Source organism: Dokdonella sp. (assembly GCF_044227025.1).
GTDB lineage: Bacteria > Pseudomonadota > Gammaproteobacteria > Xanthomonadales > Rhodanobacteraceae > Dokdonella_A.
In genome coordinates, this window is the sequence record NZ_JBGAFX010000005.1 from 364,887 (window position 1) to 390,492 (window position 25,606).

General features: G+C 65.3%; 24 protein-coding genes and 2 tRNA genes. 20 read left to right on the forward strand and 6 right to left on the reverse strand.

The annotated features are described in order from the left end of the window. Positions 1-119: 119 nt before the first annotated feature. The 11 genes from ACILRJ_RS14055 (at position 120) to pip (ending at position 9,368) form a co-directional block, all read left to right on the forward strand. Positions 120-194, forward strand: a tRNA-Val gene (locus ACILRJ_RS14055). 177 nt (positions 195-371) lie between these two features. Continuing rightward, entirely contained in the window at positions 372-2,276 is a 1,905-nt protein-coding gene (gene thrS, locus ACILRJ_RS14060) for a threonine--tRNA ligase (RefSeq protein WP_395683825.1), read from the forward strand. A 45-nt stretch (positions 2,277-2,321) separates the two neighbouring features. Then, positions 2,322-2,846: a translation initiation factor IF-3 gene (gene infC / locus ACILRJ_RS14065; RefSeq protein WP_395683864.1), complete on the forward strand. Its 525-nt coding sequence runs from the start codon at positions 2,322-2,324 to the stop codon at positions 2,844-2,846. Between the two features lie 188 nt (positions 2,847-3,034). Then, positions 3,035-3,232 (forward strand): 50S ribosomal protein L35, encoded by a 198-nt coding sequence (rpmI, locus tag ACILRJ_RS14070; protein ID WP_395683826.1) that lies wholly within the window; start codon positions 3,035-3,037, stop codon positions 3,230-3,232. 12 nt (positions 3,233-3,244) lie between these two features. Then, a complete protein-coding gene (gene rplT, locus ACILRJ_RS14075) occupies positions 3,245-3,604 on the forward strand; it encodes a 50S ribosomal protein L20 (RefSeq protein WP_395683827.1) in 360 nt (119 codons plus the stop codon). A gap of 234 nt (positions 3,605-3,838) precedes the next feature. After that, a complete protein-coding gene (gene pheS, locus ACILRJ_RS14080; protein ID WP_395683828.1) occupies positions 3,839-4,834 on the forward strand; it encodes a phenylalanine--tRNA ligase subunit alpha in 996 nt (331 codons plus the stop codon). A 113-nt stretch (positions 4,835-4,947) separates the two neighbouring features. Beyond that, positions 4,948-7,317: a phenylalanine--tRNA ligase subunit beta gene (gene pheT / locus ACILRJ_RS14085; protein ID WP_395683829.1), complete on the forward strand. Its 2,370-nt coding sequence runs from the start codon at positions 4,948-4,950 to the stop codon at positions 7,315-7,317. A 1-nt stretch (position 7,318) separates the two neighbouring features. Beyond that, positions 7,319-7,621, forward strand: a complete 303-nt coding sequence (gene ihfA, locus ACILRJ_RS14090) for an integration host factor subunit alpha (RefSeq protein ID WP_131998830.1) — start codon at positions 7,319-7,321, stop codon at positions 7,619-7,621. Further along, positions 7,599-7,955 (forward strand): MerR family transcriptional regulator, encoded by a 357-nt coding sequence (locus ACILRJ_RS14095; RefSeq protein ID WP_395683830.1) that lies wholly within the window; start codon positions 7,599-7,601, stop codon positions 7,953-7,955. Before ihfA ends, ACILRJ_RS14095 begins: the two co-directional genes overlap by 23 nt. Positions 7,956-8,106: 151 nt before the next feature. Next, positions 8,107-8,183, forward strand: a tRNA-Pro gene (locus tag ACILRJ_RS14100). A 231-nt stretch (positions 8,184-8,414) separates the two neighbouring features. Beyond that, entirely contained in the window at positions 8,415-9,368 is a 954-nt protein-coding gene (pip, locus tag ACILRJ_RS14105; RefSeq protein ID WP_395683831.1) for a prolyl aminopeptidase, read from the forward strand. Positions 9,369-9,646: 278 nt separating this feature from the next. Here pip and ACILRJ_RS14110 read toward each other — a convergent pair whose 3' ends face one another. The 3 genes from ACILRJ_RS14110 to ACILRJ_RS14120 form a co-directional block, all read right to left on the reverse strand. Beyond that, positions 9,647-10,033, reverse strand: coding sequence for a PsiF family protein (locus ACILRJ_RS14110; protein WP_395683832.1), 387 nt, complete (start codon positions 10,031-10,033; stop codon positions 9,647-9,649). A gap of 382 nt (positions 10,034-10,415) precedes the next feature. Then, positions 10,416-11,033: a PsiF family protein gene (locus ACILRJ_RS14115; RefSeq protein WP_395683833.1), complete on the reverse strand. Its 618-nt coding sequence runs from the start codon at positions 11,031-11,033 to the stop codon at positions 10,416-10,418. 86 nt (positions 11,034-11,119) lie between these two features. After that, the gene (locus ACILRJ_RS14120) at positions 11,120-12,625 is read right to left on the reverse strand and encodes an aminotransferase class III-fold pyridoxal phosphate-dependent enzyme (protein WP_395683834.1); all 1,506 of its coding nucleotides are present in this window, start codon (positions 12,623-12,625) and stop codon (positions 11,120-11,122) included. A gap of 246 nt (positions 12,626-12,871) precedes the next feature. Here ACILRJ_RS14120 and ACILRJ_RS14125 point away from each other — a divergent pair, with 246 nt between their 5' ends. From ACILRJ_RS14125 to ACILRJ_RS14140, 4 genes are all read left to right on the forward strand, one after another. Next, a complete protein-coding gene (locus ACILRJ_RS14125) occupies positions 12,872-13,762 on the forward strand; it encodes an ABC transporter ATP-binding protein (protein ID WP_395683835.1) in 891 nt (296 codons plus the stop codon). After that, the gene (locus tag ACILRJ_RS14130; protein WP_395683836.1) at positions 13,762-14,529 is read left to right on the forward strand and encodes an ABC transporter permease; all 768 of its coding nucleotides are present in this window, start codon (positions 13,762-13,764) and stop codon (positions 14,527-14,529) included. The genes ACILRJ_RS14125 and ACILRJ_RS14130 overlap by 1 nt, the downstream gene beginning before the upstream one ends. Before the next feature lie 152 nt (positions 14,530-14,681). Next, entirely contained in the window at positions 14,682-15,830 is a 1,149-nt protein-coding gene (locus ACILRJ_RS14135; protein WP_395683837.1) for a sensor histidine kinase, read from the forward strand. Between the two features lie 82 nt (positions 15,831-15,912). Then, positions 15,913-16,515 carry a response regulator transcription factor gene (locus ACILRJ_RS14140; RefSeq protein WP_395683838.1) on the forward strand — a complete coding sequence of 201 codons (603 nt, stop codon included), beginning with the start codon at positions 15,913-15,915 and terminating at the stop codon, positions 16,513-16,515. An 84-nt stretch (positions 16,516-16,599) separates the two neighbouring features. Here the strand turns inward: ACILRJ_RS14140 and ACILRJ_RS14145 are convergent, their stop codons facing one another. After that, positions 16,600-18,120 carry a hypothetical protein gene (locus tag ACILRJ_RS14145; RefSeq protein ID WP_395683839.1) on the reverse strand — a complete coding sequence of 507 codons (1,521 nt, stop codon included), beginning with the start codon at positions 18,118-18,120 and terminating at the stop codon, positions 16,600-16,602. A 184-nt stretch (positions 18,121-18,304) separates the two neighbouring features. Between ACILRJ_RS14145 and queA the strand changes: the two genes are divergently transcribed. The 5 genes from queA (at position 18,305) to secF (ending at position 24,008) form a co-directional block, all read left to right on the forward strand. Continuing rightward, a complete protein-coding gene (gene queA / locus ACILRJ_RS14150) occupies positions 18,305-19,339 on the forward strand; it encodes a tRNA preQ1(34) S-adenosylmethionine ribosyltransferase-isomerase QueA (protein WP_395683840.1) in 1,035 nt (344 codons plus the stop codon). A gap of 104 nt (positions 19,340-19,443) precedes the next feature. Continuing rightward, positions 19,444-20,565 (forward strand): tRNA guanosine(34) transglycosylase Tgt, encoded by a 1,122-nt coding sequence (tgt, locus tag ACILRJ_RS14155; RefSeq protein ID WP_395683841.1) that lies wholly within the window; start codon positions 19,444-19,446, stop codon positions 20,563-20,565. Positions 20,566-20,740: 175 nt separating this feature from the next. Continuing rightward, positions 20,741-21,076 (forward strand): preprotein translocase subunit YajC, encoded by a 336-nt coding sequence (gene yajC, locus ACILRJ_RS14160; RefSeq protein WP_395683842.1) that lies wholly within the window; start codon positions 20,741-20,743, stop codon positions 21,074-21,076. A gap of 69 nt (positions 21,077-21,145) precedes the next feature. After that, the gene (gene secD / locus ACILRJ_RS14165; RefSeq protein WP_395683843.1) at positions 21,146-23,056 is read left to right on the forward strand and encodes a protein translocase subunit SecD; all 1,911 of its coding nucleotides are present in this window, start codon (positions 21,146-21,148) and stop codon (positions 23,054-23,056) included. Positions 23,057-23,066: 10 nt separating this feature from the next. Further along, a complete protein-coding gene (gene secF / locus ACILRJ_RS14170) occupies positions 23,067-24,008 on the forward strand; it encodes a protein translocase subunit SecF (protein WP_395683844.1) in 942 nt (313 codons plus the stop codon). A gap of 192 nt (positions 24,009-24,200) precedes the next feature. Here the strand turns inward: secF and ppk2 are convergent, their stop codons facing one another. Continuing rightward, on the reverse strand, positions 24,201-24,965 hold the full coding sequence (gene ppk2, locus ACILRJ_RS14175; protein ID WP_395683845.1) for a polyphosphate kinase 2: 765 nt from the start codon (positions 24,963-24,965) through the stop codon (positions 24,201-24,203). A gap of 100 nt (positions 24,966-25,065) precedes the next feature. Next, positions 25,066-25,587 (reverse strand): molybdenum cofactor biosynthesis protein B, encoded by a 522-nt coding sequence (gene moaB / locus ACILRJ_RS14180; protein WP_395683846.1) that lies wholly within the window; start codon positions 25,585-25,587, stop codon positions 25,066-25,068. Positions 25,588-25,606 lie beyond the last annotated feature (19 nt).

Below are 25,606 nucleotides of genomic sequence, written 5' to 3' on the forward strand. Positions count from 1 at the left end.
ATCCTGGGGCGAACGGGGCGGGCGTTTTCGCTTCGACGGGTTGTTCCGTCGCTGGCGCTGTGCTACCTTGCGCGCCCTTCGCAAGGCGGCAGTTTGCGCAGGCAGTTTCGATTCCAACCGGGCGGTTAGCTCAGCGGTAGAGCACTACCTTGACATGGTAGGGGTCACAGGTTCGATCCCTGTACCGCCCACCAGGAGCCTTAGTTCGAAAGAACATGATCACCATGACGCGAACCTTCGACAACATCGACTGAAAGCCGCGCAAGGTCTCCTGGTATCAAGAAAGGGCGCCTTGGCGCCCTTTTTTATTGGCCGATGGCCAGCAGGCTGGAAGCGCGACAGGCGGCTTCCGGCGAACGGAAGAAGATCCCATGATCAATGTGACGCTACCCGACGGCAGCAGGAAGCAGTTCGACAACCCGCCCAGTGTGCAGGACGTTGCTGCATCGATCGGCGCGGGGCTCGCCAAGGCGGCGCTGGCCGGCAAGGTCGACGGCGAACTCGTCGACAGCAGCCGCGTCATCGACCATGACGCGAGGCTCGAGATCGTCACCGAAAAAAGTCCCGAAGCGCTCGAGGTGATCCGTCACTCGACCGCGCATCTGCTCGCCCAGGCTGTGCAACGCCTGTTCCCGAAGGCGCAGGTGACGATCGGTCCGGTGATCGACAACGGTTTCTATTACGACTTCGCGTTCGAGCGGCAGTTCACGCCCGAGGATCTCGCGCTGATCGAGGCCGAGATGAAGAAGATCGCGGCCGAGGCCTTGCCGGTGTCGCGTTCGGTCCTGCCGCGCGACGAGGCGGTGAAGTTCTTCCGCGCGAGGGGCGAGGAATACAAGGCGCAGATCATCGAAAGCATTCCGGCCAGCGAGGCGCTGTCGCTGTACTCGCAGGGCGAGTTCACCGACCTCTGTCGCGGCCCGCACGTGCCGAACACGAGCCGGCTCAAGAGTTTCAAGCTCATGAAGGTGGCCGGCGCCTATTGGCGCGGCGATTCGAACAACGAGATGCTGTCGCGCATCTACGGCACCGCCTGGCTCAACGACAAGGACCTTGCGGCCTACCTGACGCAGATCGAGGAAGCGGAGAAGCGCGACCATCGCAAGATCGGCAAGCAGCTCGACCTGTTCCACATCCAGGAAGAAGCGCCGGGTCTGGTGTTCTGGCATCCGAAGGGCTGGTCGATCTGGCAGGTGGTCGAGCAGCGCATGCGCAAGGTCTACCGCGACAGCGGCTACCAGGAAGTGCGCTGCCCGCAGATTCTCGACGTGTCCTTGTGGAAGAAGTCCGGTCACTGGGACAACTACAAGGACAACATGTTCTTCACCGAGTCCGAGAAGCGGACCTACGCGTTGAAGCCCATGAATTGCCCCGGCCACGTACAGGTGTTCAACCAGGGGCTGCGCAGCTATCGCGACCTGCCGATCCGTTACGGCGAGTTCGGTGCCTGCCACCGCAACGAGCCGTCCGGCGCGCTGCACGGCATCCTGCGCGTGCGCGGTTTCACCCAGGACGACGGCCACATCTTCTGCACCGAGGACCAGATCGAGGCCGAGGTGACGGCGTTCCACCGCCAGGCGATGCAGGTCTACGCCGAATTCGGCTTCAGCGACGTCCAGCTGAAGATCGCCCTGCGCCCGGAACCGCGCCTCGGAGACGATGCGACCTGGGACAAGGCGGAGGAGGCGCTGCGCTCGGCCCTGCGTGCCGCCGGGGTGGAGTGGCAGGAGCTGCCGGGCGAGGGCGCCTTCTACGGCCCCAAGATCGAGTACCACCTGAACGACGCGATTGGCCGCACCTGGCAGCTCGGGACCATGCAGGTCGACTTCATGATGCCGCAGCGCCTCGGCGCTGAATACGTCGACGAGCACAGCCAGAAGCGCCATCCGGTCATGCTGCATCGCGCGATCGTCGGCTCCATGGAGCGTTTCATCGGGATCCTGGTCGAAAACCACGCCGGCGCGTTCCCGCCCTGGCTTGCCCCGGTCCAGGCGGTCGTCCTGAACATTACGGATGCCCAGGCCGGTTTCGTCAATGAAGTGGCGCAAGCCCTTGTGGCAAAAGGTTTCCGGGTGGAGGCCGATTTGCGTAACGAGAAAATCGGTTATAAAATCCGCGAACACACGTTGGACAAGGTGCCCTACCTCCTGGTCGTTGGCGACCGGGAAAGGGAGGCGGGGGCCGTCGCCGTGCGTACGCGTGCGGGTGAGGATCTGGGGTCGATGCCGATTTCCAGCTTCGCCGAACGCTTGGAGTCCGAGTGCCGCCCGCGCTGAAGCGCCGTCACGCGGAAAAGAGTTTCCCCCTTGGAGGACTGACGTATCGCCACTGATAGCAAGCCGAATCGCAGGAACCACGAAATCCGTGTTCCGCGAGTCCGCGTGATCGGCGCTGAAGGGGAGCAGGTCGGAATCCTGTCCCGCGACGAAGCGCTCGCCATGGCCCAGGACGCTGGTCTGGATCTGGTCGAGATCCAGCCGAACGGCGACCCGCCGGTCTGCCGCATCATGGATTTCGGCAAGTTCAAGTTCGACGCGCAGAAGAAGGCGCACGCGGCGAAGAAGAAGCAGAAGCAGGTCGAGATCAAGGAACTCAAGTTCCGCCCGGTTACCGATGTCGGTGACTACACGATCAAGATGCGCAACCTGCGGCGCTTCCTCGAGGAAGGCGACAAGGTCAAGATCACGATCCGCTTCCGCGGTCGCGAGATGACCCATCAGGAGCTTGGTCGGGCGATGGTCGACAAGATCTCGGCCGAGATCGCCGAGGAAGCGGTGATCGAGCAGTATCCGAGGATGGAAGGGCGCCTGATGGTCATGATGATCGCGCCCAAGAAGAAGATTTGATTTGCTGTTGTTGAAGAGTGCGGTCAGGACGACCGCTTTGGTTTCGCGCTCAGGACGAGCGCAAAAGTAGACGTAACACTAGGAGCCGGCCCGCGATGCGGGCCAAACAAGCCGGAACGAGCAGGACGGAAAGCGTGGCGAAGGCCACCGCTCGCACCAGTAACGAAAATCACCGAAGGAGTTGGGTCATGCCCAAGATGAAGACCAATCGGGCCGCTGCCAAGCGGTTCCGCAAGACCGCGTCCGGCAAGTTCAAGTGCGGCCACGCGTTCAAGAGCCACATCCTCACGAAGAAGGCCACCAAGCGCAAGCGTGGCCTGCGTGCGACCAACCACGTGCGCGCGGAAGACGCCGGTCGCGTCTCGCGCATGCTGCCGTACGCATAAGGAGGACGAGACATGGCACGAGTAAAGCGTGGCGTCATCGCCCACCGTCGTCACAAGAAGATCCTCGGCAAGGCCAAGGGTTACTACAACGCGCGCCGCAAGGTTTTCCGCGTCGCCAAGCAGGCCGTCACCAAGGCGCACCAGTACGCCTACATCGGCCGCAAGCAGAAGAAGCGCAACTTCCGCGCACTGTGGATCGTCCGCATCAATGCGGGCGCGCGCCAGTTCGGCCTGTCCTACAGCCGCCTGATGAACGGCCTCAAGAAGGCCGACATCACGCTCGACCGCAAGGTGCTGGCGGATCTCGCCGTGCACGACATCAAGGCGTTCGGTGCGTTGGCGGAAAAGGCAAAGGCCAGCCTGGCGGCTTGAGTCTTGCGAAGGCTGATCGCGCGGAAGCTTCCGCCGCCGGCCATCGCAATGCGTGAAGTACGCGGGGAGGAGGCCTGGCCTCCTCCCCGTTTGCGTTTTTGAACGCATGCAAAATCACGGAAGGACTCCTTCCTGGGAGCCGTTTCGCGCGAACGCGGGAGTCCGTGGTGATCGTGCATGACGTGAATCGTAGTTCCCGCGCGCGCGGGATGCAGAAGCACAGGAACCGCAACGATGGCTGATCTCGAAGCGCTGTCCAACACCGCCCTGGCCGACATCGCGGCGGCGCCGTCGCTGGAAGCCCTCGACGCGCAACGCGTCGCGTTGCTCGGCAAGGGCGGCGCGATCACCGCTGCGCTGAAGGCGCTTGGTGCGTTGCCGCCGGACGAAAAGAAGGCGCGCGGCGCCGAGGTCAATCGCGCGAAGGAGCGCATCGCCGACGCGATCGCCGTACGCAAGGCGGCGCTGGAACAGGCCGAGCTGGATCGCCGCCTCGCTTCCGAGCGCATCGACGTGACCCTGCCGGGCCGGCGCGGCACGCGCGGCGGCCTGCATCCGATCACGCGCACGCTGGATCGCGCCGTCGAGATTTTCGCGCGCCTCGGCTACGAACTTGCCGACGGCCCGGAGATCGAGACCGACTGGTACAACTTCGAGGCGCTGAACTTCCCGCCGGACCATCCGGCGCGCACGATGCACGACACCTTCTGGTTTCCCGACGGTCGCCTGCTGCGTACCCACACCTCGCCGGTGCAGATCCGCGCCGCGACCGGGCGCACGCCGCCGATCCGCCTGATCTCGATCGGCAAGGTCTATCGCAGCGACTCCGACCAGACGCACTCGCCGATGTTCCACCAGATCGAAGGCCTGCTCGTGGGCGAGGACGTCAGTTTCGCCGACCTCAAGGGCACGCTCACCGAATTCGTGCGCGCGTTCTTCGAGCGCGACTTCGAGATGCGCTTCCGGCCCAGCTATTTCCCGTTCGTCGAACCGGGTGCCGAAGTCGACATCCGCTGGGATCGCGAGGACGGCACGCAGTCGTGGCTTGAGGTGCTCGGCTGCGGCATGGTGCATCCGAACGTGCTGCGCAACTGCGGCATCGATCCGGAGCGCTACACCGGCTTCGCGTTCGGCATGGGCGGCGAGCGCTTCGCGATGCTGCGCTACGGCGTCAACGACCTGCGCCAGTTCTTCGAGAACGACCTGCGGTTCCTCAGGCAGTTTGCCTGAGAGCCGGGATTCGGGATTGGAGATTCGATATTCGTAGAAGCCGGACTCCATCCTGAATCACCGCGCAAGCTCTTCCGAATCCCCAATCCCGAGTCTCCAACCCCGGCCCTTCCATGAAATTCTCCGAAAACTGGCTGCGCGAACTCGTCGACATTCCCGTCGACCGTGATGCGCTGATGCACCGCCTGACGATGGCCGGCCTGGAGGTCGAAGGCGTCGAACCGCTCGGTATGGCGCTCGACGGGGTCGTGGTCGGCGAAATCGTCGGTTGCGAACCGCATCCGAACGCCGACAAGCTGCGTGTGTGCCAGGTCGCGATCGGTGCGGACGCGCCGCTCGTGATCGTCTGCGGCGCGCCGAACGCGCGTCTCGGGTTGAAAGCGCCGCTGGCGATGATCGGAACAACGATGCAGAACGGCATCGAGATCAAGCGCGCCGCACTGCGCGGCATCGAATCGAACGGCATGCTGTGTTCGGCGAAAGAACTCGGCATCGACGCGGACGCGTCCGGCCTGATGGAACTGCCGGGGGATGCGCCGGTCGGCACGCCGCTCGCAGCCTATCTCGGGCTCCCCGATGCGAGCATCGAGATCAAGCTGACGCCGAATCGCCCGGATTGCCTCAGCGTGTCCGGCCTCGCCCGCGATGCCTCGGCGTTGTTCGGCAGCGCGCTGCACGTACCGGCTGCGGATGCCGTTGCGGCGGTCGCGAACGGATCGCGCGATGCGACGCTCGATGCCGGTGCCGACTGTCCACGCTACCTGGGTCGCGTCATCGAAGGCATCGACACGACCGCAAAGACACCGTTGTGGATGGCGGAGCGCCTGCGCCGCAGCGGCGTGCGTCCGGTCAGCGCGATGGTCGACGTGACCCAGTACGTCATGCTCGAGCTCGGCCAGCCGATGCATGCCTATGACAACGATCGACTCGATGGCGCGATCAGCGTGCGGCGAGCGCGCCCTGGCGAGAAGGTGAGACTGCTCGACGGCAACGAGCACGCCGTCGACGAGGATTTCCTCGTGATCGCGGATCGTACCGGGCTGCATGGTCTCGCCGGCATCATGGGCGGATACGACTCGCGCGTCACCGATGCGACGCGCACGGTATTCCTCGAAGCCGCGCACTTCGCGCCGGCGGCGATCATGGGGCGTGCGCGCAAGCTCGGCCTGCACACCGACGCCTCGCATCGCTTCGAACGTGGCGTCGACCCGGACTCGCCGCGCCGAGCGATCGAACGTGCGACCGCACTGATTCTCGCGATTGCCGGTGGCTCGCCGGGGCCGGTGAGCGAGTCGGTGCAGCGCGGGAACCTGCCGCAGCGCGCGCCGGTCGTGCTGCGTCGCGCACGCATGACGCGCCTGCTCGGCATCGAAATCGCCGATTCCGATGTCGCGCGCATCCTGGCTGCGCTCGGAATGAAGGTCGAGACCACCGCGGACGGCTGGCGTGCGATTCCGCCGAGCCATCGCTTCGACATCCAGATCGAGGAGGACCTCATCGAGGAAGTCGTGCGCGTGCACGGTTATGAGAGAGTGCCGACGCGTGCGCCGCGCGGCGAACTGCTCGGCCCGACGCTGCCGGAGGCGAGGCTGGAAACGGCGCGCCTGCGCGCGCAACTGGTCGCGCGCGACTACGCCGAGGCGATCTGCTACGCGTTCGTGGCGCCCGAACTGCTCGGCAAGTGGAAACTGGACGATGGCGCGGTCGCGCTCGCCAATCCACTGTCGGCCGAACTTGGCGTGATGCGCACGTCGTTGCTGCCGGGCCTGGTGGAGGCGCTTTCGACGAACCGCCGCCGGCAGCAGACGCGCGTGCGCCTGTTCGAAACGGGCAATGTCTTTCGCGAGGGAGCGGACGAAGACCAGCGCATCGCCGGCGTCGCCTGCGGGCGCGCAGTCGCCGAGAACTGGGCGAGCGAGGCGCGTGCGGTCGACTTCTTCGACCTCAAGGGCGATGTGCAGTCGCTGTTCGCGCTCACCAATGCGCCGGCGTCGTTCAGTTTCGTGCCGGGCGGTCCGCCCTGGCTACACCCGGGACAGGCCGCGGAAGTCCATCGTGACGGCGCCGTGGTCGGCTGGCTCGGTGCGCTGCACCCGGACCTGCTGAAAGCACTCGATATCGACGGCGACGTCTTCGTGTTCGAATTCGAGGTCGATGCACTGTCGCGGCGCGACCTGCCGAAGGCCGAGCCGGTGTCGCGTTATCCGTCGGTGCGGCGCGACCTGTCGTTCGAGTTGCCGGAAACGGTCGCGTACGGGGCCGTCGAGGCGGCGATCCGTGATGCGGTTGGCGAAACCCTGTCGGAAGTCATCCTGTTCGACCGCTATGTAGGTGCAAACCTCGGCAGCGGCATCAAAAGTCTCGCTATTGGCTTGATTTTGCAGGATGGTTACCGCACCCTTACGGATCAGGACGCTGACCGCTGCACGGCTCTCGCGGTTGCCGCACTGGAATCGGTATGCAAAGCAAAGTTGCGAGGGTAGGATGGCGTTGACGAAGGCGGAGATGGCCGAGCGTCTGTTTCTGGACGTCGGTCTCAACAAGCGTGAAGCCAAGGAATTCGTCGACGCGTTCTTCGAAGTCGTGCGCGATGCGCTTGAGAAAGGGGAGCAGGTGAAGCTGTCGGGTTTCGGCAACTTCGATCTGCGTTTCAAGAATCAGCGTCCAGGGCGTAACCCCAAGACCGGCGTGGAAATTCCGATTTCCGCGCGGAGGGTGGTGACGTTCCGTCCGGGACAGAAACTGAAGGTCCGGGTCGAAGCCTATGCTGGATCAGGGCAGCAATAGCGAACTTCCGGTCATCCCGGCAAAACGCTATTTCACCATCGGTGAGGTCAGCGAGCTGTGCGCCGTGAAGCCGCACGTGCTGCGCTATTGGGAACAGGAGTTCTCGAACCTCAAGCCGGTAAAGCGTCGCGGCAACCGCCGCTACTACCAGCGTCATGACGTCCTGATGATCCGGCAGATCCGTTCGCTGCTGTACGATCAGGGCTTCACGATCACCGGCGCGCGCCAGCGTCTGGAAGGCACGCAGGCGCGTGCCGAATCGAGCATATCGGGCCAGATCGTGCGCCAGGTGCGCATGGAGCTCGAGGAAGTCCTGCAAATCCTGCGCCGCTGACCCCGCGAAGCATCTGCTAGAATGCGCGGCTCTTGTTGAGAAGTGCGGCCAGGACGGCCGCGTTTTGATGTCCGCGATTCAGGATGATCGCAGAAGTACCACGGCCGGGACGGTCGCTTTTTGATGTTCGCAATCACGGATGATTACCAATCGGGGCGTAGCGCAGCCTGGTAGCGCACCTGCCTGGGGGGCAGGGGGTCGTGGGTTCGAATCCCGCCGCCCCGACCAAACGAAAGGACGGGCCCTTGTGGCCCGTTTTTCATTTGGCTCAGGAGAGGACGAGAAACTCGTGTTTCGCGGGAAACGCGCGATGGCTCGACTGCGTAATATTTTCCATCTCCGACGATACCTGTCCACGCTGGCCCCAAAAGCGCCGGCTTGTCGACGCAGGTCATGCGCCGTAGCATGCCCGGCTCCCTTCCAGCCGAGCGGCGCTTGCTTCGCAGCCTCCCCATACAGATGAATGCCACGCGCCGCACGCTGTACCCCGAGATCGAACCGTTCGACACCGGCTTCCTGCAGTTGTCGCCGTTGCACCGGATGTACTACGAGCAGTGCGGCAACCCCGCCGGCAAACCCGTGGTGTTTCTGCATGGCGGGCCAGGTGCAGGTTGCAACGCGAATTCGCGTCGCTATTTCGACCCCGCGCGCTACCGCATCGTGCTGTTCGACCAGCGCGGTTGCGGGCGCTCGACCCCGCATGCCGAGCTCGTGGACAACACGACCTGGCATCTTGTCGCCGACATTGAAAACCTGCGCGAGCACCTCGGCATTGCGCGCTGGCAGATATTCGGTGGTTCCTGGGGATCCACGCTGGCGTTGGCCTATGCCGAGACGCACCCCGCGCGCGTGACCGAATTGGTTCTGCGTGGAATCTTCATGCTGCGGCGCTGGGAACTCGAGTGGTTCTACCAGAAAGGTTGCGATGCGCTGTTCCCGGACGTCTGGGAGAAATACCTCGAGCCGATCCCGTTGGCCGAGCGGGGCGACCTGATGAGCGCCTATCATCGCCGCCTTACCAGCCCGGATCCGGTGGCGCGCGTCGCAGCCGCGCGCGCATGGTCGATCTGGGAGGGTGCGACGAGTTTTCTGCTGCAGGACCCGGCGCACATCGCCTCCAGCGGTGAGGACGAGTTCGCGCTCGCGTTCGCGCGCATCGAGAACCACTATTTCGTAAACGGAGGTTTCTTCGACAGCGACGACCAGTTGCTGCGCGATGCGCATCGCCTGAAGGGCATCCCCTCGGTCATCGTGCAAGGGCGCTACGACGTCGTCTGCCCGATGCGCAGCGCGTGGGATCTGCATCGCGCATGGCCGGAAGCGGACTTGCGCATCGTCGCAGACGCCGGTCATTCGGCGTTGGAACCGGGCATCGTGCACGAGTTGGTCGAGGCGACCGACCGCTTCCGTTGATTGATCGCCGTCAGGGCCGCGGAGCGAGCTCTGCTCTTGTATCCGCGATTTCGCCTCGATCGGGCGGTGGATCGATTTTGCGGGTGGCACATCCCTGTGCCGGCCCTGGCGGTTCCGGGATGTACCCATGCCAGGGCTCGTGAAGCAATCGGCGTCCTGTCGATTTCTCCGCGATTTGCGCATCCGGTACGCGACCGGATGCGCTGCCACGGATCGGGCTGTCATGCTCGATCCGCGTGCAAACCTTCCGTGGTTTGCCTTCGAGGCCTTGCAGCCCCTCAGTCCGCGCTGGCAACCGCGTCGTCGCTGATGCATTCGCGCACGAAGGTCTTGCGCTCATTGCCCTTGAGACCCTTCTCCTTCGCCTCGGCGCTGCAGGCCTTGCGCTTGAGCTGGGCCGGAGTCGGCGCCGACTTGTCCGCGTGCGCTGCGAGCTCGGTCGAGCCGCCCTTGAGGCAAGTGCTCATGAAGCCCCGGCGATCGTCGCCCTTGAGCGACTGCGCCTTTGCCTCTGCATTGCAGTTCTTCATGCGCTGCTGCTGCGCGGTCAGCGCCTTGCCGGATTTGCCGACGGCGGTGGCGTCCTGCGCCGGGGCTGCGTGGATACTGCCTGCGAACGCGAAGGCGATAGCGAGGGCCAGCGACGGGATGTTCCTGATCTGCATTGGTGACACTCCTCCCTGATGGATGAATCCGCGACCGGTTCCGATCGCGGTGGAGAAAGTGTGCGCAGGTCGGCACGGGCCGCACAGAGGAAGAACCCGGCGCGCGATGAAAGCCGTCATCGCCGTAGTAGCGACGAAAACGCCGACGTTCTTGTAGGAAAACGGAGGCCCCCGGGCGTGCCTGCAATTGCTCCTGGATCGCGACACACGGGGATGTGCGGAGTGCTCGCTGGCGTCGGGAGCGCCAGATGCCAGGCATACCGACCGTCCATGGTCATACGCCTGCAATTGCTCCTGCATTGCAGGCATACCGACCGTCCATGGTCATAAGCGGAAGGCCCGCGTTGGCGGGCCTTCGCGTTGTTGCAACTCGAACCAGGGTTCAGTGTGCGGCGGCGCCGTCACCCTTGAGGCATGTGCTCATGTAGCTCTTGCGCGCATCACCCTTCAGCGACTTCGACTTCGCGTCTGCGCTGCAGGTCTTCATCTTCTCCTGCTGGGTCGCCTTGTCCGTGCTGGCGGTGGTCGCTGCCGCGGCCGGTGCAGGCGCTGCTGTGGCCGCGGTACCCTTCAGGCACGTGCTCATGTAGTTCTTGCGCGCATCGCCCTTCAGCGACTTCGACTTCGCGTCTGCGCTGCAGGTCTTCATCTTTTCCTGCTGGGTCGTCTTCGCGCTCGGCGCCGCGGCAACCGTTTCGCCCTTCAGGCAGGCGCTCATGAACGTCTTGCGCTCGTCGCCGGTCTTGCCGGTTGCCTGCTTGTTGCACTGGACCATGCGTTCCTGCTGCGGCGTCAGGCTCTTGCCCGACTTCGACGCGTCCTGCGCAAACGCAGCGCCGGAACCGACTGCAAGCGCAAGCGCCAGGACCAGCGATGACGTCGTCTTCAGCTGCATGATGGAACTCCTCTCTGCGATGATGGGCCGCTGCCGTGCGGCAACGGTGCGGCGCAGTCTACGCCGCGCACCGTCGGGTGGAAGAGGGGGCCGGGGAATCCTCATGATCGCGTTGCCGGCGATTCAGCCGTGGCGACGCCACGGCTATGCGAGGAATTTGTGCGGTTGCGGCCGCGCCGCACCGCGCGTGATCAAGCGGCGGCGCGCGCGACTTCCGGCTTGCGTGGGCCTTCGAGCAGGGCGCGGCGCACGCCTTCGACCAGCAGGTCCGCTTCGGCGGGGGTGATGCCGAAATGCGGGGTGAATCGCAGCGAGTTCGCGCCGCCGTGGATCACGCCGTAACCATGCTCGCGCATCCACTCCTCGGTGCTGCCGGCGCCGTAGCACTTGAACTCGGCCGCCAGTTCGCACGAGAACAGCAGGCCGGTGCCTTGCACCTTGGTGATGTAACCCGGCAGTTCCGCCTTGAGCTTGCCGAGCTTGCTGAGGAATTCCTTGCCGCGCGTGCGGATGTTCTCGCGCATCGCGGGAGTGAGCGCCTTGAGCACGGTGCAGGCGACGTCGAGAGCGCGCGGGTTCGCGGTCATCGTGTTGCCGTAGATGCCCTTCTTGTACAGCTCGGCCGCGTGCGCGTTCGCCGCCAGTACCGACAGCGGATACTGGCCTGCATTGAGCGCCTTCGAATAGGTTTCCAGATCCGGTGCTTCGAGCTGTTCGAAGCCCGGGTAGTCGACGATCGAGAGCACGCCATGCGCACGCAGGCCGGCCTGGATCGAGTCGACCAGCAGCAGGCTGCCGTGGGCACGGGTCAGCTCGCGCGCAGCCGCATAGAACTCCGGCGTCACGCCACGGCCCGGATCGCCTTCGCCCATCACCGGCTCGATGAACACCGCCTCGATGAACCAGCCGTTCCTGTCGGCATCGGCAAACACCTGCTTGAGGTGCTCGATGCTGTACGGCTCGACCGTCAGCAGGCTGTTCTCGTTGCGGAAGCTGGCGAGGTTCTGCTCGTAGGCCTTGCGCGAAGAGTCGGAGTAGATCGCCGGGCGTTCGGTGCGGCCATGGAAGGCACCCTTGATCGCGACGCGCTTGATCGTGCGACCGGCGTGGCGCGCGCCCGGGTCAGTCATCAGCTTGGCGTTGACGTCGATGATGCGGCAGGCCAGCGAGACGGACTCGGAGCCCGAATTGAGGCACATGAACTTCACGTACGGACAGCCGCCGCGCGTATGCCCGATCTCCTTGCGCAGCGCCTTGCCGAATTTGAGTTGCGACAGGTTCGGCGTCATCACGTTCGCCATCACCTGCGGGCGCGCGAGCACCGACAGGATGTGCTTCGGCGCATGGCCGAAGCCGAGCATGCCGTAGCCGCCCGCGTCGTAGATCACCGCGCCCTTGAGCGTGACCAGCCACGCGCCGTGCGCGGCCAGCGCGATATACGGGTTGACGCCGTCTTCCGGGTAGAAGTTGACGAAGTCCGCCTGCGCCTGGCGGATCTGCTCGACTTCATCCAGGTGCAGGAAATCCGCCATGCACGAACGCAGCGCCAGATGCGCCGCATACGCCTCGTCGATTGCCTCGACCAGTTCGGCGTCGTTCGCGAGGAAGCGCTCGATGACCGCGTCGGGCAGGCCCGTGGTGCGCACGGCGCCGTCGAACTCGCGCATTTCCTTGAGCTTGGCCAGCATCGGATTCATAGCAACCTCCTCGAAACGACACGTGCCCGCCCCTCGCCGGGTGCGGGCACGTCCGCTTTAATCTTTGATTGGAATGGAAAAAACGGCAAGCAACCAATGTACCACAGGGGGGCTGGCCGCGGTACCCCGGCACGGTGGGTCGTGTGCGCATGACAGTCGTCACGCAGACGGCCTGATAGCTGATTCTGTGGGGATTTTCGCACTCCGCCTAAAGTGGCCCCGATGAATCCACGCAGGAATGGTTCCATGAGTCAGGCGGCCGCGGCGAGCTGGAACGGAGTGCGCATGCGTTATGGCGCGACAATCGCGCTGGACGGGATCGATCTCGCGGTCGGCGCCGGGGAATTGCTGGCGTTGCTCGGGCCCAACGGGGCCGGCAAGAGCACGGCGATCGCGGCCGCGCTCGGTCTGGTCGAGCCGGACGCGGGCGAGGTGCTCCTGTTCGGGCAGTCGCCGCGTGTGCTGGCGACGCGCCGCCACGTCGGGGTGATGCTGCAGGCGGCGAGCATGCCGGATACGCTGAAGGTCGGCGAACTGCTGGCGCAGACGCGCAGCTACTACGCAGACCCGCGCGCAACCGAGGATTGCGTGCGGCGAGCCGGCCTCGACGGTCTGATGGATCGGCGTTACGGCCGGCTCTCCGGCGGCCAGCAGCGCCGCGTGCAGTACGCCCTGGCGATCTGCGGTCGACCACGCCTGCTTTTCCTCGACGAATCGTCGGTCGGGCTCGATGTCGACGCGCGCGAAATACTCTGGCGCTCGGTGCGCGACCTCGTCGCCGAAGGTTGCGCCGTAGTGCTGACGACGCACTATCTGGAGGAAGCCGAAGCGCTTGCGGATCGCGTCGCCGTGCTCGCGCGTGGACGCGTCGTCGCTGCGGGCAGCGTGCAGCAGATCCGCGCCCGGGTGACCCAGCGCCGCATCCGTTGCATCAGCGCGCTCGATGCGACCGCGATTGGTACATGGCCGGAAGTGCGCAGCGTATGTCGCGATGGCGAGCGCATCGAAATCGTGACCGATGCCGCCGAGATCGTCGTGCGGCAGCTGTTGTTCGAGGACAGCGCGGTCAGCGAACTGGAAGTGCAGCGCGCCGGCCTCGCCGAGGCGTTCGTCGAGATCACCCGGGAGGCTGCCTGATGAACACGCTCGCATTGCCCGCGCCGCGGTTTTCGCTGTGGCGCTGCTACGCACTGGAAGCACGCAACGAATTCCTGCGCATGCTGCGCGCGCCTTCATTCGTGTTGCCGACACTGCTGTTTCCGCCGATGTTCTATGTACTGTTCGCCGTGCTGTTCGGAAGTCACAGCGGCTTCGAGGCGAACGTCTATCTGCTGGCGACCTACGGCGTGTTCGGCGTGATGAGTCCGGGTCTGTTCGGTCTCGGCGTCACCGTGGCGACGGATCGCGAGCGCGGCTGGCTGACCCTCAAACGCGCATTGCCGATGCCGCCGGGCGCCTACATCGTGTCGAAACTGGCGATGGCGATGCTGTTCGCGGCGATCATCTTCGCGATGCTTGCCGTGATCTCGATGACGCTCGGCGGGGTACGGCTGCCGCTTTCGGCCTGGCTGTCACTGTTGGCGTTCGACTTGCTCGGCGTATTGCCCTTCTGCGCGATCGGGCTCTTCATCGGCAGCCTCGTCGGTGGCAGCGCGGCACCGGCGATCGCGAACCTGATCTATCTGCCGATGTCGTTCCTGTCCGGCTTGTGGATGCCGCTCGCCGTGCTGCCCGCATTCATCACCAAGCTGGCCCCGTTGTGGCCGGCCTGGCACCTCGGCCGACTGGCGCTTGCGGCCGTCGGGCAGGCGCCAGGGGAGGCGTTGCTGCCACATGTGCTTGCGCTCGCCCTGGTCGCCGCGCTGTTCGCCCTGCTTGCGCGCCGGCGCCTGGTGCGCGGGTGAACGGGGCCAGCGTGCGCTCGATCCGTGCTCGCCTGCGCGTGACGGCCGTCGTGTACCTGATGGCTCTGCTCGCATTCGCGATGATGCGCCTGCACGCGTGAATGCGACCGGCCTATGATCCGCATCCATCGACCGGAACGAAGGGAGCCGGCATGAGACGTCTCGACACCGCATTGGCGGATTTGCGCTCGCGACTGCATGCGCGCCTGGCCGAGCAGGGCTGGGCGCCGCTGTGGAGCCTGCTCTATCTCGGTTTCCTGTTCATGAACTTCAGCGCGAGCCGGTACTGGCTGGGGTTTACCGTGGCCAGCGTGCTCGTGTTCCTGCCGCTGTATTTTCTCGCGCAGTTGCGCAGCGGGCGGCGCCAGCTGGTCTATGCCATGGCCGTCGCCCTGCTTGGCTATCTGCTGCTGCCGCAGAACACCGGTGCGAACACGTACCTCATCTACGCCGGCGCGATGGTGGGTGCGAGCGGGGTCGGCTTGCGTGCGTTGCTGAAATGGATCATCGCTGCAACGCTGGTGTTTGCGCTCGAAGCGTGGCTGCTCGCCTGGCCGGAGCGGTTCGTCGGGCTGTCGGTCGTGGTCACCGCGATGCTGATGGTTGCGATCGGTGCCGCCAACCACTTCCACCACGAGAAGCGCCTGCGTCAGGCCGAGTTGAAGCTCAGTCACGACGAAGTGCGCCGACTCGCGGCGCTGGCCGAGCGTGAGCGCATCGGTCGCGACCTGCACGACCTGCTCGGACACACCTTGTCGCTGATCACGCTGAAGTCGGAACTCGCCGTGAAACTGTTCGACCGGGAGCCGCTGGCGGCACGCCGCGAGATCGTCGATGTCGAACGCGTCGCACGCGATGCACTCGGTCAGGTGCGGCGCGCGGTTACCGGCATCCGTACTGCCGGTCTCGCTGCAGAGCTGGCATCGGCGCGCCTGCTGCTCGAATCGGGTGACGTGCGCCTCGACTACGCGATTGCGACGGCCACGCTGCCGCCCGAGGTGGAAACCGTGCTCGCGCTGACCTTGCGCGAGGCGATCACCAATATCCAGCGCCACGCGCGCGCGTCGCAGGCGCGGGTGGAGATGGTCGTCGAAGCCGGTGAGGCGCGCCTGGCCATCCTCGATGACGGCGTCGGTGGCGTGATCGTGCCGGGCAACGGACTCGGCGGGATGCGCGAACGGTTGGCCCTGCTCGATGGTCGCCTCGAGATCGAGTCGGCGCGCGGGCGCGGGACGAGGTTGCGGGCGTCGATCCCGCTGCCATCGTCCGATGTGGCGGCAACCGCGCACGCACTCGCCTGATCCCGCGGATACCCGGATCGGGGTGGCGACTTGCGCTACAGTCCGCCCGCCCACGAAATTGCCCGCCGAGGACCCTTCAACCGTGATCCGCGTGCTGCTTGCCGAAGACCAGGCGCTCGTACGCGGCGCGCTGTCCGCGTTGCTGAAGCTCGAATCCGACATCGACGTGGTCGGCGCCGCCGCGGACGGCGAGGAGGCGTGGCGCGGCGTGCAGCACTTCAAGCCGGACGTGCTCGTCACCGACATCGAGATGCCGGGACTGACCGGGCTCGAACTCGCGCAGCGCGTGCAGCGCCACGGACTCGCGTGCAAGGTGGTGATCGTGACGACGTTCGCGCGCCCCGGCTTCCTGCGCCGCGCACTCGAGGCCGGGGTCGGCGGCTACCTGCTCAAGGATGCGCCTGCCGAGCAGCTTGCCGAGGCCTTGCGCAAGGTGCATCGCGGCGGGCGCGCGATCGATCCGCAACTCGCGGTCGAAGCCTGGTCCGATGCCGACCCGCTGAATGATCGCGAACGGCAGGTGCTGCGCTTCGCGGGCGAGGGGCTTTCGGCCGGCGACATTGCCGAACGCCTGAACCTTTCCCAGGGCACCGTGCGCAACTATCTTTCCGAAGCGATCGGCAAGCTCGGCGTCGGCAACCGCATCGAAGCCTATCGGCTCGCACGGCAGAAAGGCTGGCTGTGAGAGCTTGCCGAGGCGAGTCCGGACATGCGCCGGACTCGTCGATGAAACATTCCGCGCGGCGCGGATTTTTCGCAAGAGGGTATCTCAGTGGATATGCAACGTCGGCGGTCGCGGCCAGAACGCGATGCCGGCGCGACCGGGATCGGTGGTGGCATTGGCAAGCGGCGCCAGTGCCGTCGCCGCGTAGCCGGTGACGGCGCCGGCGCCGACCGTCGGAACCAGCGAGTAGCCGACGACCGTCAATGAGTATTCGTAACCGGCCCAAAGCTGGCCACGACTGTCGAATGCGAGGCCACCGACGTAGCCGCTGGGTGTGCCCGCGTGCGGCGTCCCGCCGGTGTCGATGGAGTACAGCGGCGCCGTGGTTGCGTTGAGGCCGGCGGCGGCGAGCTGGGCGGCGGAGTACACGGCGATGGTCGGGCCGTTGTTGCTGCCGACCCAGAGACTGCCGAAGGCATCGAACGCGAGCCCTTCCGAATTGGTCATGGTCGCGTGGGTGATGCTCTTGTCGATGTGCCCGGTTGCTGGATCCATGCGCACGATCGTCTGGTTGTCATAGCTGCCGACCCAGAGCTTGCCCTGCGCATCGAACGCGAGGCCGACCGGCGTGGAAAGCACGTTGTTGTCGCCGAGCAGGGTCGACGCAGGCGTGCCTCCGCCGTTGAGCGCGGCAATCGTGTAGCGGCAGATCTGGTGGACGCCGAATCCGCGCGTGACATAGGCATTGCTGCCGAAGAACGCCAGATCGAATACGTCGCCATTGCCGCATGACCCGAGATCGGTCTGACCCGTGGAAGGAACCAGTCCGCCGGCCAACACAGCGTTGCGGTTGTAGCGATCCAGACGTCCGGCCAGCGCGTGGACCGCCCATAGACTGCCGTCCGGCGCGATCGAAACCGTGTTCATGGAATGCGTCGAGGCCAGCTCGGCGCTCCCCGCGTAGACGAATCGAGGCGCCGCGGGCGCGGGCGCCGGTACGCGCGTGAAGAGTTGCAGGGCGCCACCGTTGCCGCCGCCAACGGCCACGTCGTACTGCGGCACGAGCAGGTATTCCGTCTCGAAGCTGTCGGCAAATATCGAATCCGGTTGCGGTCCGCCCGTGCCCGCAGCGATCAGGCTGACATCGTCGACATACATGATCGGCTGCACCCCGCCGGCGGTCTGCAGGTCGATGCGATTGAACGCGTCATTGAAGCCGAGCGTGGCGAACGAGACGTCGATCTGCGTCCAGGTGTTGGCGGTGGCGGCGGGCAGCAGATACGGCGCCGTGGTGGTGTCGTCCGGACGGTAGAGGATGAGGGCCAGTTGCTGGCCACCGGAGGCGCCGCCATGGATGAACAGGCGCAGGCCCGAATACGCGCCGGCCGCGAACGCTGGCGTATGGTGGAACGCCATCGCGTTGAAGCTCGCGTTGCCGGTGAACGCGATCGACAGCGCGCTGCCGCCGTGGGTTGGCGCGGCATTGGCGAGATTGCTGCCGCCGCCGTAGGAGTAGTCGTCAAAGCCGTTCTGCAGGCCGTCGGTGTAGACGGGCAGGTCCACCGCCCGTGCGTCGAACATGGCGAGCAGGAAGCAGGCAGTGACGAGCGCAAGCAAGCGTTGCATGGCCATTCTCCACCACGGTGAAGTGCACGATGTCGGAAGCCCCTGGAAATCCGCCATGCACGCCGCAGCGGATGCGCCCGACGTCCATCTTGCGCGCATCGCGCGCAGTCGGCAAACCAACCCTGTGACGGATCGCGGCGCTGCGGCGATAATTCGCGATCGCAACCTTCAGCCCGGCGTTCCCTTGAAGAAGTCCGACTTCCACTTCGACCTGCCGCACGAGCTGATCGCGCAGGTGCCGTTGGCCGAGCGCTCCGCAAGCCGGCTGCTGGTCGCCGATCCGCGCAGCGGCACGCTCGAGGATCGACGCTTCACCGAACTGGTCGACCTGCTGCGGCCGGGCGACCTGCTTGTGTTCAATGACACGCGTGTGCTGCCGGCGCGACTGCACGGGCGCAAGGCGAGCGGTGGCCTGGTCGAGATCCTGATCGAGCGGGTGACCGGCAGCCACGAGGCGCGCGCGCAGCTGGGCGTCAGCAAGAAGCCGAAGGCCGGTGGGCGCATCGTGCTTGCCGACGGCAGCGAGATCAGCGTGCTCGGCCGCGATGGCGAGTTCTTCCTGCTGCGCTTCGAGACGGTCGAGCCGGTCGAGAAGGTGCTGCTGAAGCTCGGTCGCATGCCGCTGCCGCCGTACATCGAGCGCGAGGCCGGCACCGCCGACGACGAGCGCTACCAGACCGTGTTCGCACGCGCGAGCGGCGCGGTCGCGGCGCCGACGGCGGGGTTGCACTTCGACGCCGCGCTGCTCGAACGCCTCGCCGCGCGCGGGATCGAGACCGGTTTCGTGACCCTCCACGTCGGCGCCGGAACGTTCCAGCCGATGCGCAGCGAGCGCCTCGAAGACCATACGATGCACCGCGAGTGGCTCAACGTCGGCGCCGAACTGGTCGAGAAGATCCAGCGCACGCGTGCGCGTGGCGGGCGCGTCGTCGCGATCGGCACGACGGTCGTGCGCGCGCTGGAATCGTCGATCAAGGACGGAGCGGTCGCGCCGTTCGCGGGCGAGACGCAGATCTTCATCTTCCCGGGCTACCGCATCAGCAGCGTCGACGCACTGGTCACGAACTTCCACCTGCCCGAGTCGACCCTGTTGATGCTGGTGTCGGCCTTCGCCGGACGAGACTTCATGCTCGACGCCTACCGTCACGCGGTCGAGCAGCGCTATCGCTTTTTCTCGTATGGCGACGCAATGCTGCTGTATCCGCAGAGCCGGGAGTAGGGACGGGGAACCGGGAACAGGGAATGGTCAAGCAAGGATTTCGTGCGCTTCGAGTCACCAGCACCTACCATTCCCCATTCCCCAATTCCCCAATTCCCGCCTCGATGCAATTCGACCTGCTCGCCACCGACGCCACCGCGCGCCGCGGGCGCATCACGTTTCCGCGCGGCACGATCGAGACGCCGGCATTCATGCCGGTCGGCACCTATGGCTCGGTCAAGGCGATGACGCCGCAGTCGCTGGGGGAGATCGGCGCCGAGATCATCCTCGGCAACACCTTCCACCTGTTTCTGCGGCCCGGTCTGGATGTCGTCGCCGAGTTTGGCGGGCTGCACCGTTTCATCGGCTGGAACAAGCCGATCCTGACCGACTCGGGCGGCTTCCAGGTCTTCAGCCTCGCGCACAAGCGCAAGATCACCGAGCAGGGCGTGACGTTCGCCTCGCCAGTCGATGGTTCGAAGGTGTTCCTCTCGCCGGAGGAATCGATGCGCATCCAGCATGTGCTCGATTCCGACATCGCGATGATCTTCGATGAATGCACGCCGTATCCGGCGACCGAGAAGCAGGCGCGCGACTCGATGGAACTGTCCCTGCGCTGGGCCGAGCGCTCGCGTCGCGCGTTCGACGACTTCGGCAACCCGAATGCGCTGTTCGGCATCGTGCAGGGTGGCGTGTACCCGGAGTTGCGTCGGCGTTCGGCGGAGGCCCTGATCGGCATCGGCTTCGACGGCTACGCGATCGGCGGGCTCGCGGTGGGCGAGCCCGAGCACGAGCGCAACGCGACGCTCGAGCGAACCGAGCCGTTGCTGCCGAGGGACAAGCCGCGCTACCTGATGGGCGTGGGTCGACCGGAGGACATCGTCGAGGCGGTCCGGCGTGGCGTGGATATGTTCGATTGCGTGATGCCCACCCGCAACGCGCGCAACGCACACCTGTTCACGCGCCAAGGGACCCTGCGCATCCGCAACGCGAAGTACGAGCGCGACACGCGGCCACTCGACGAGGCCTGCGCCTGCTACACATGCCGCTCCGGCTTCAGCCGTGCCTACCTGCGCCACCTCGACCGCTGCGGCGAGATGCTCGGGCCGATGCTTGCGACGATCCACAACCTGCACTACTACCAGGAACTGATGGCGGGCTTGCGCGACGCGGTCGCGGCAGGACGCCTCGCCGACTTCGTGGCGGAGTTTCATGGTTTGAGGGCAACGCTGAGGGCGGAGGGCTGAGAGCCGGGAAACCGGGTTTAGGGGTCGATTTCGACCAAAAACCTTCCGTCCTGCGATGAGTCCGGCGCTCACCCCACAGCCCTCGGCCCTGCCTATGGCATAATCGGCGGCCTTTTGACCGGGCCGGACGCCAGCGACGCGCCGATCCGTCCAACCTGTTGCTTCCGGAGCACCCATGGATTTCTTCATTGCAAGCGCACATGCCCAGGCGGCTGGCGGAGCGGCCGCGGCGCCGAACCCGATCATGTCGTTCCTGCCGCTGATCATCCTGTTCGGCGTCTTCTACTTCATGCTGATCCGCCCGCAGATGAAGCGCGCGAAGGAACAGCGCGCGATGGTCGCCGCGCTCAACAAGGGCGACGAAGTGCTGACCAACGGCGGCCTGCTCGGTCGCATCGACGACATCAGCGAGCAGTTTGTTGCGCTCGAAGTCGCCCCCGGCGTCGTGGTCAAGCTGCGCCGCGACGCGGTGTCTGCCGTGTTGCCGAAAGGCACCCTGAAAGCGAGTTAATTGGTGCGATTGTCCTGATCACACCATCAAGAAGCGGTCAGCCATGACCGCACTGCCAATAAAGAGCCTATGAACGATTTTCCCCGCTGGAAATACGCGCTTGTGGTCGTCGTGCTGCTGCTCGGCGTGCTCTACGGCATTCCGAACCTGTACGTGCAGCAGTACGCGGTGCAAGTCACCGCAAACCGCGGCGGCACCATCGACGAGGCGCTCAAGGAACAGGTCCAGGGCGTCCTCGAAAAGGAGAAGCTGCCGTTCGACCGCGTCGCGATCGAGAAGGACACACTGCTCGCGCGGGTCAATTCGGCCGATGTGCAGTCCCTTGCGCTCGAGAAGATCAAGAGCGCCATCGGCGACCGCTACGTCGTCGCGCCGAACCTCGCCTCGACCGTACCCAGCTGGTTGCGCGCGATCGGCGCGCGCGAGATGCCGAAGGGCCTCGACCTGCAGGGTGGCGTGCATTTCCTGCTGGAGGTCGACGACAAGGAGGTGGTCGAGAAGCAGTTGCAGCGCTATGCCGACGACATCCGTTCGGCGCTGCGCGACAAGAACATCCGCTACCAGTCGGTGGGGCGTGGCCCGCAGGGCGTCGTCGTGCAACTGCGCAGCAGCGAGGATCGTGATGCGTCGCTCAGTGCAATCCAGTCGAAGGTGCCCGACGTCGTGGTCTCCAACGGCAGCCAGGTCGGTGACTCCTATACGCTGAACGCGAACGTGAAACCGGAGAAGATCCGCGAGATCGCGCTCAACACGATCCGCCAGAACCAGGCCACCCTGAGCAATCGAATCAATGCGCTCGGCGTGGCCGAGCCGTTGATCCAGCAGCAGGGCGAGACGCGCATCGCGGTCGAACTGCCGGGTGTGCAGGACACCGCCGAGGCGAAGAAGGTGCTCGGCGCGCAGGCGACCCTCGAATATCACGCCGTCGACGAGAACGGCAGCCCGTATGACGCCATGCGCACCGGCCAGGTGCCGCCCGACTCCAAGCTCTACTACAGGCGCGAGCGCGGCGCTGACGGCAAGCCGGTGCCGATCCTGCTGAAGAAGAAGATCATCGTCAGCGGCGACGAGATGGTCGATGCCTCCAGCGCGCCGGATCCGCAGAGCGGCACGCCGGCGGTGTCGGTCGTGCTGAATGCCACCGGCGGACGCAAGATGCTCGACTTCACCACCCAGAACGTCGGCAAGCCGATGGCGGTGCTGTACATCGAACGCACGCCGGAGACGAAGATCATCGACGGCAAGGAAGTGCGCAGCACCAAGATCACCGAGGAGGTGATCAGCGTCGCGAGCATCCGCGGCGTGTTCTCGAACCGCTTCCAGACCACCGGCCTGTCCAGCAACAAGGAAGCGTCGGACACCGCGTTGCTGCTGCGCTCCGGTGCGCTTGCCGCACCGATCGACATCGTCGAGGAGCGCGTGATCGGCCCGAGCCTGGGCAAGGACAACATCGAGAAAGGCATCCGGGCCGTGCTGATGGGCCTCGCCGCCGTGCTGCTGTTCGTCGCGTTCTACTACTGGCTGTTCGGCCTGATAGCGGACATTGCGCTGTTCTTCAACCTCGTGTTGCTGCTGGCCGTGATGAGCGCGATCGGCGTGACCCTGACCATGCCCGGCATCGCCGGCATCGTGCTGACCCTCGGCATGGCGATCGACGCGAACGTGCTGATCTGCGAGCGCATCCGCGAGGAATTGCGCAACGGATCGACCCCGCTCGCATCGATCCGCGCCGGTTACGACAAGGCGTGGGCGACGATTCTCGACGCGAACGTGACCCACCTGTTGTCCGCGCTCGCGCTGATGACGCTTGGCTCCGGCGCGATCCGCGGCTTCGGCGTGACGCTGTTCATCGGCATCCTGACGTCGATGTTCACCTCGGTCACGGTGACCCACGCGATCACCAACCTGATCCACAGCGGCCGCAAGAAGCTCAAGGGTCTGTCGATCGGCAGCGGTTACACCAGCGGCGCGACGGCCTGAGGAAAAGTCCATGGAATTGTTCAATCCCAACAGCAATATCGACTTCCTCGGCTGGCGCAAGGTCAGCATCATCCTGTCCGCCGCGCTGGTGCTGATCTCGATCGGCCTGGTCGCGACGCGTGGCCTCAACTACGCGCTCGACTTCACCGGCGGCGTGCTGGTCGAGGCGAAATACGAGCAACCGATCGAGATTGACCAGGTGCGCAGCGCACTCGAAACCGGCGGTTTCCACAGCGCGCAGGTACAGAGCGTCGGCGGCGCCAAGGAAGTGTCGATCCGCCTGCAACCGCAGGCCGACCACAAGGATGCCGAACAGGTGGGCGCTGCAGTGATCGCGGCGCTCAAGGCCCAGCGGGCAGACGTGTCGATGAAGGCCCATCCGGCCCTGGTTGGCTCGTCGGTGGGTGCGGAGCTGCGCAACGACGGCATCGTCGCGGCGGTGTTCGTGATGCTCGGCATCATGATCTACATCGGAATCCGCTTCGAGAAGCGTTTCGCGATCGCGGCGATCGCCAGCGAAATCCACGACACGATCCTGACCGTCGGCTTCTTCGCGCTGACCCACATGGAGTTCGACCTGACCGTGCTCGCCTCGCTGCTGGCGGTGATCGGCTACTCGATCAACGACAAGGTCGTCGTGTTCGACCGCGTGCGCGAGTTGTTCCGCATGACCCGCAAGGCGGAGCCGTACGAGATCCTCAACAAGGCGGTCAACCAGACGCTGTCGCGAACGATCATGACCTCGGTGCTGACCGGCATCGCGATGGCCGCGCTGTACTTCTTCGGCGGTCCGGCGGTGCACGGCTTCGCTCTGACGATGCTGATCGGCATCGTGATCGGCACGTTGTCGTCGATCTTCTTTGCCAATCCGATCCTGTACTGGCTCGGCGTGTCGAAGTCCGACCTCATGCCGGTCTCGCGGGAGAATCCGGAGCTCGAACGCCGCCCGTGACGTGTACGCCCTGGGTCGAGACACAGGGCGCAATCGGAGCAAGAACATGGAAGGGGCGCATGCACTGCGCCCCTTTTGCTTTTCTCGTCCTGCGAACTCGTCGAGCATCGCCTGGCGCTGTCGGTGGTCGATGCCGGATCCGGTACGATCCCTTCGTGTGCTCGGTACGCTCCGTGTTCAGCCTTCGCTCGATCAGCTTCTCGGAATCCACAGGCGTTCGTCGACGAGGCGCTCCGTAGCAGGCTTCTCCTTCAGCTTCGGCAGCTTCAGCGGCTTGTCGGGGGCGGCGCGCTCCGGCAGCCGCTTCAGCAGGTGCGCGATCACGTCGAGGCGACCGCGCTTCTGGTCGTTGAAGTCCGCGACGGCCCACGGCGCCCAGGGGGTGTGCGTCGCTTTCAGCATCACGTCGCGCGCCTTCCCGTAGGCGGCGTATTGCTCGCGTGCCTTGAGGTCGATCGGCGAAATCTTGAACCGCTTGAGAGGATCGCTCGCGCGTTCGGCGAAGCGCTGTTCCTGGTATTCCTGGTCTACCGCGAGCCAGTACTTGAGCAGGAGGATGCCGTCACCGGTGATCAGCTTCTCGAATGCCGGGCAGTCGGCGAGGAACTGGCGATACTGCGCGTCGGTGCAGTACCCCATGACGCGCTCGACGCCGGCGCGGTTGTACCAGCTGCGGTCGAACAGCACGAGTTCGCCAGCCGCGGGAAGGTGTTCGACGTAGCGCTGGAAGTACCACTGCGTGGCCTCGCGCTCGTCCGGTTTCGGCAGCGCGACGATGCGCGTGTAGCGCGGGTTGAGCGGTTCGCTGATCGCCTTGATCACGCCGCCCTTGCCTGCGGCGTCGCGCCCCTCGAACAGGATCATCACGCGCTGGCCGCTGGCGATGATCCAGCGTTGCAGGTTCAGCAGGTCGTCGTAGTGGTCTTCGATGGCGTTGGCGTATTTCTTCTTCTTCAAGGGCTTCTCCTTTGCGGCTGCATGCAGGAGCAACTGTCTTCTGTGGGAGCGGGCTTCAGCAGCGATGCATTTCGGCCCTCAGCCCTCAGCCCTCAGGCCTTCAGGTTTCGCGCAAGCGCGGCATCAGCCCAGCCAGATTGCATGGCGTCGTGGTCGCGTCGAGTTGCGCACGGATGAGCTTTTCCCATGCGGTACGGCAGGCCGAGGTGGAGCCCGGCAGGCAGAACACGAAGGTGTTGTTCGCCAGACCGGCAAACGCGCGCGACTGCATCGTCGATGTGCCGATTTCCTCGTAGCTGAGCATGCGGAACATCTCGCCGAAGCCGGGCATCTCCTTGTCGAGCAGCGGGGCGAGCGCTTCCGGAGTGGAGTCGCGGCCAGTGAAGCCCGTGCCGCCGGTCACCAGCACGCCGTGCACGTCCTCGTCGGCGATCCATTGCGCGACGAGCGCGCGGATCGCGTAGCGGTTGTCGCGCACGATGCGTTTTTCATGCAGGCGGTGCCCGGCCTGGCCGAGCGACAGAGCGAGATAGTCACCGGAGCTGTCGTTGTCCGGCGTGCGCGTGTCGGACACTGTCAGCACGCAGAGGGTCAGTGGCACGAATCGGCTTTGGGCAGTCATGCGGCGAGCCTAGCGCTTC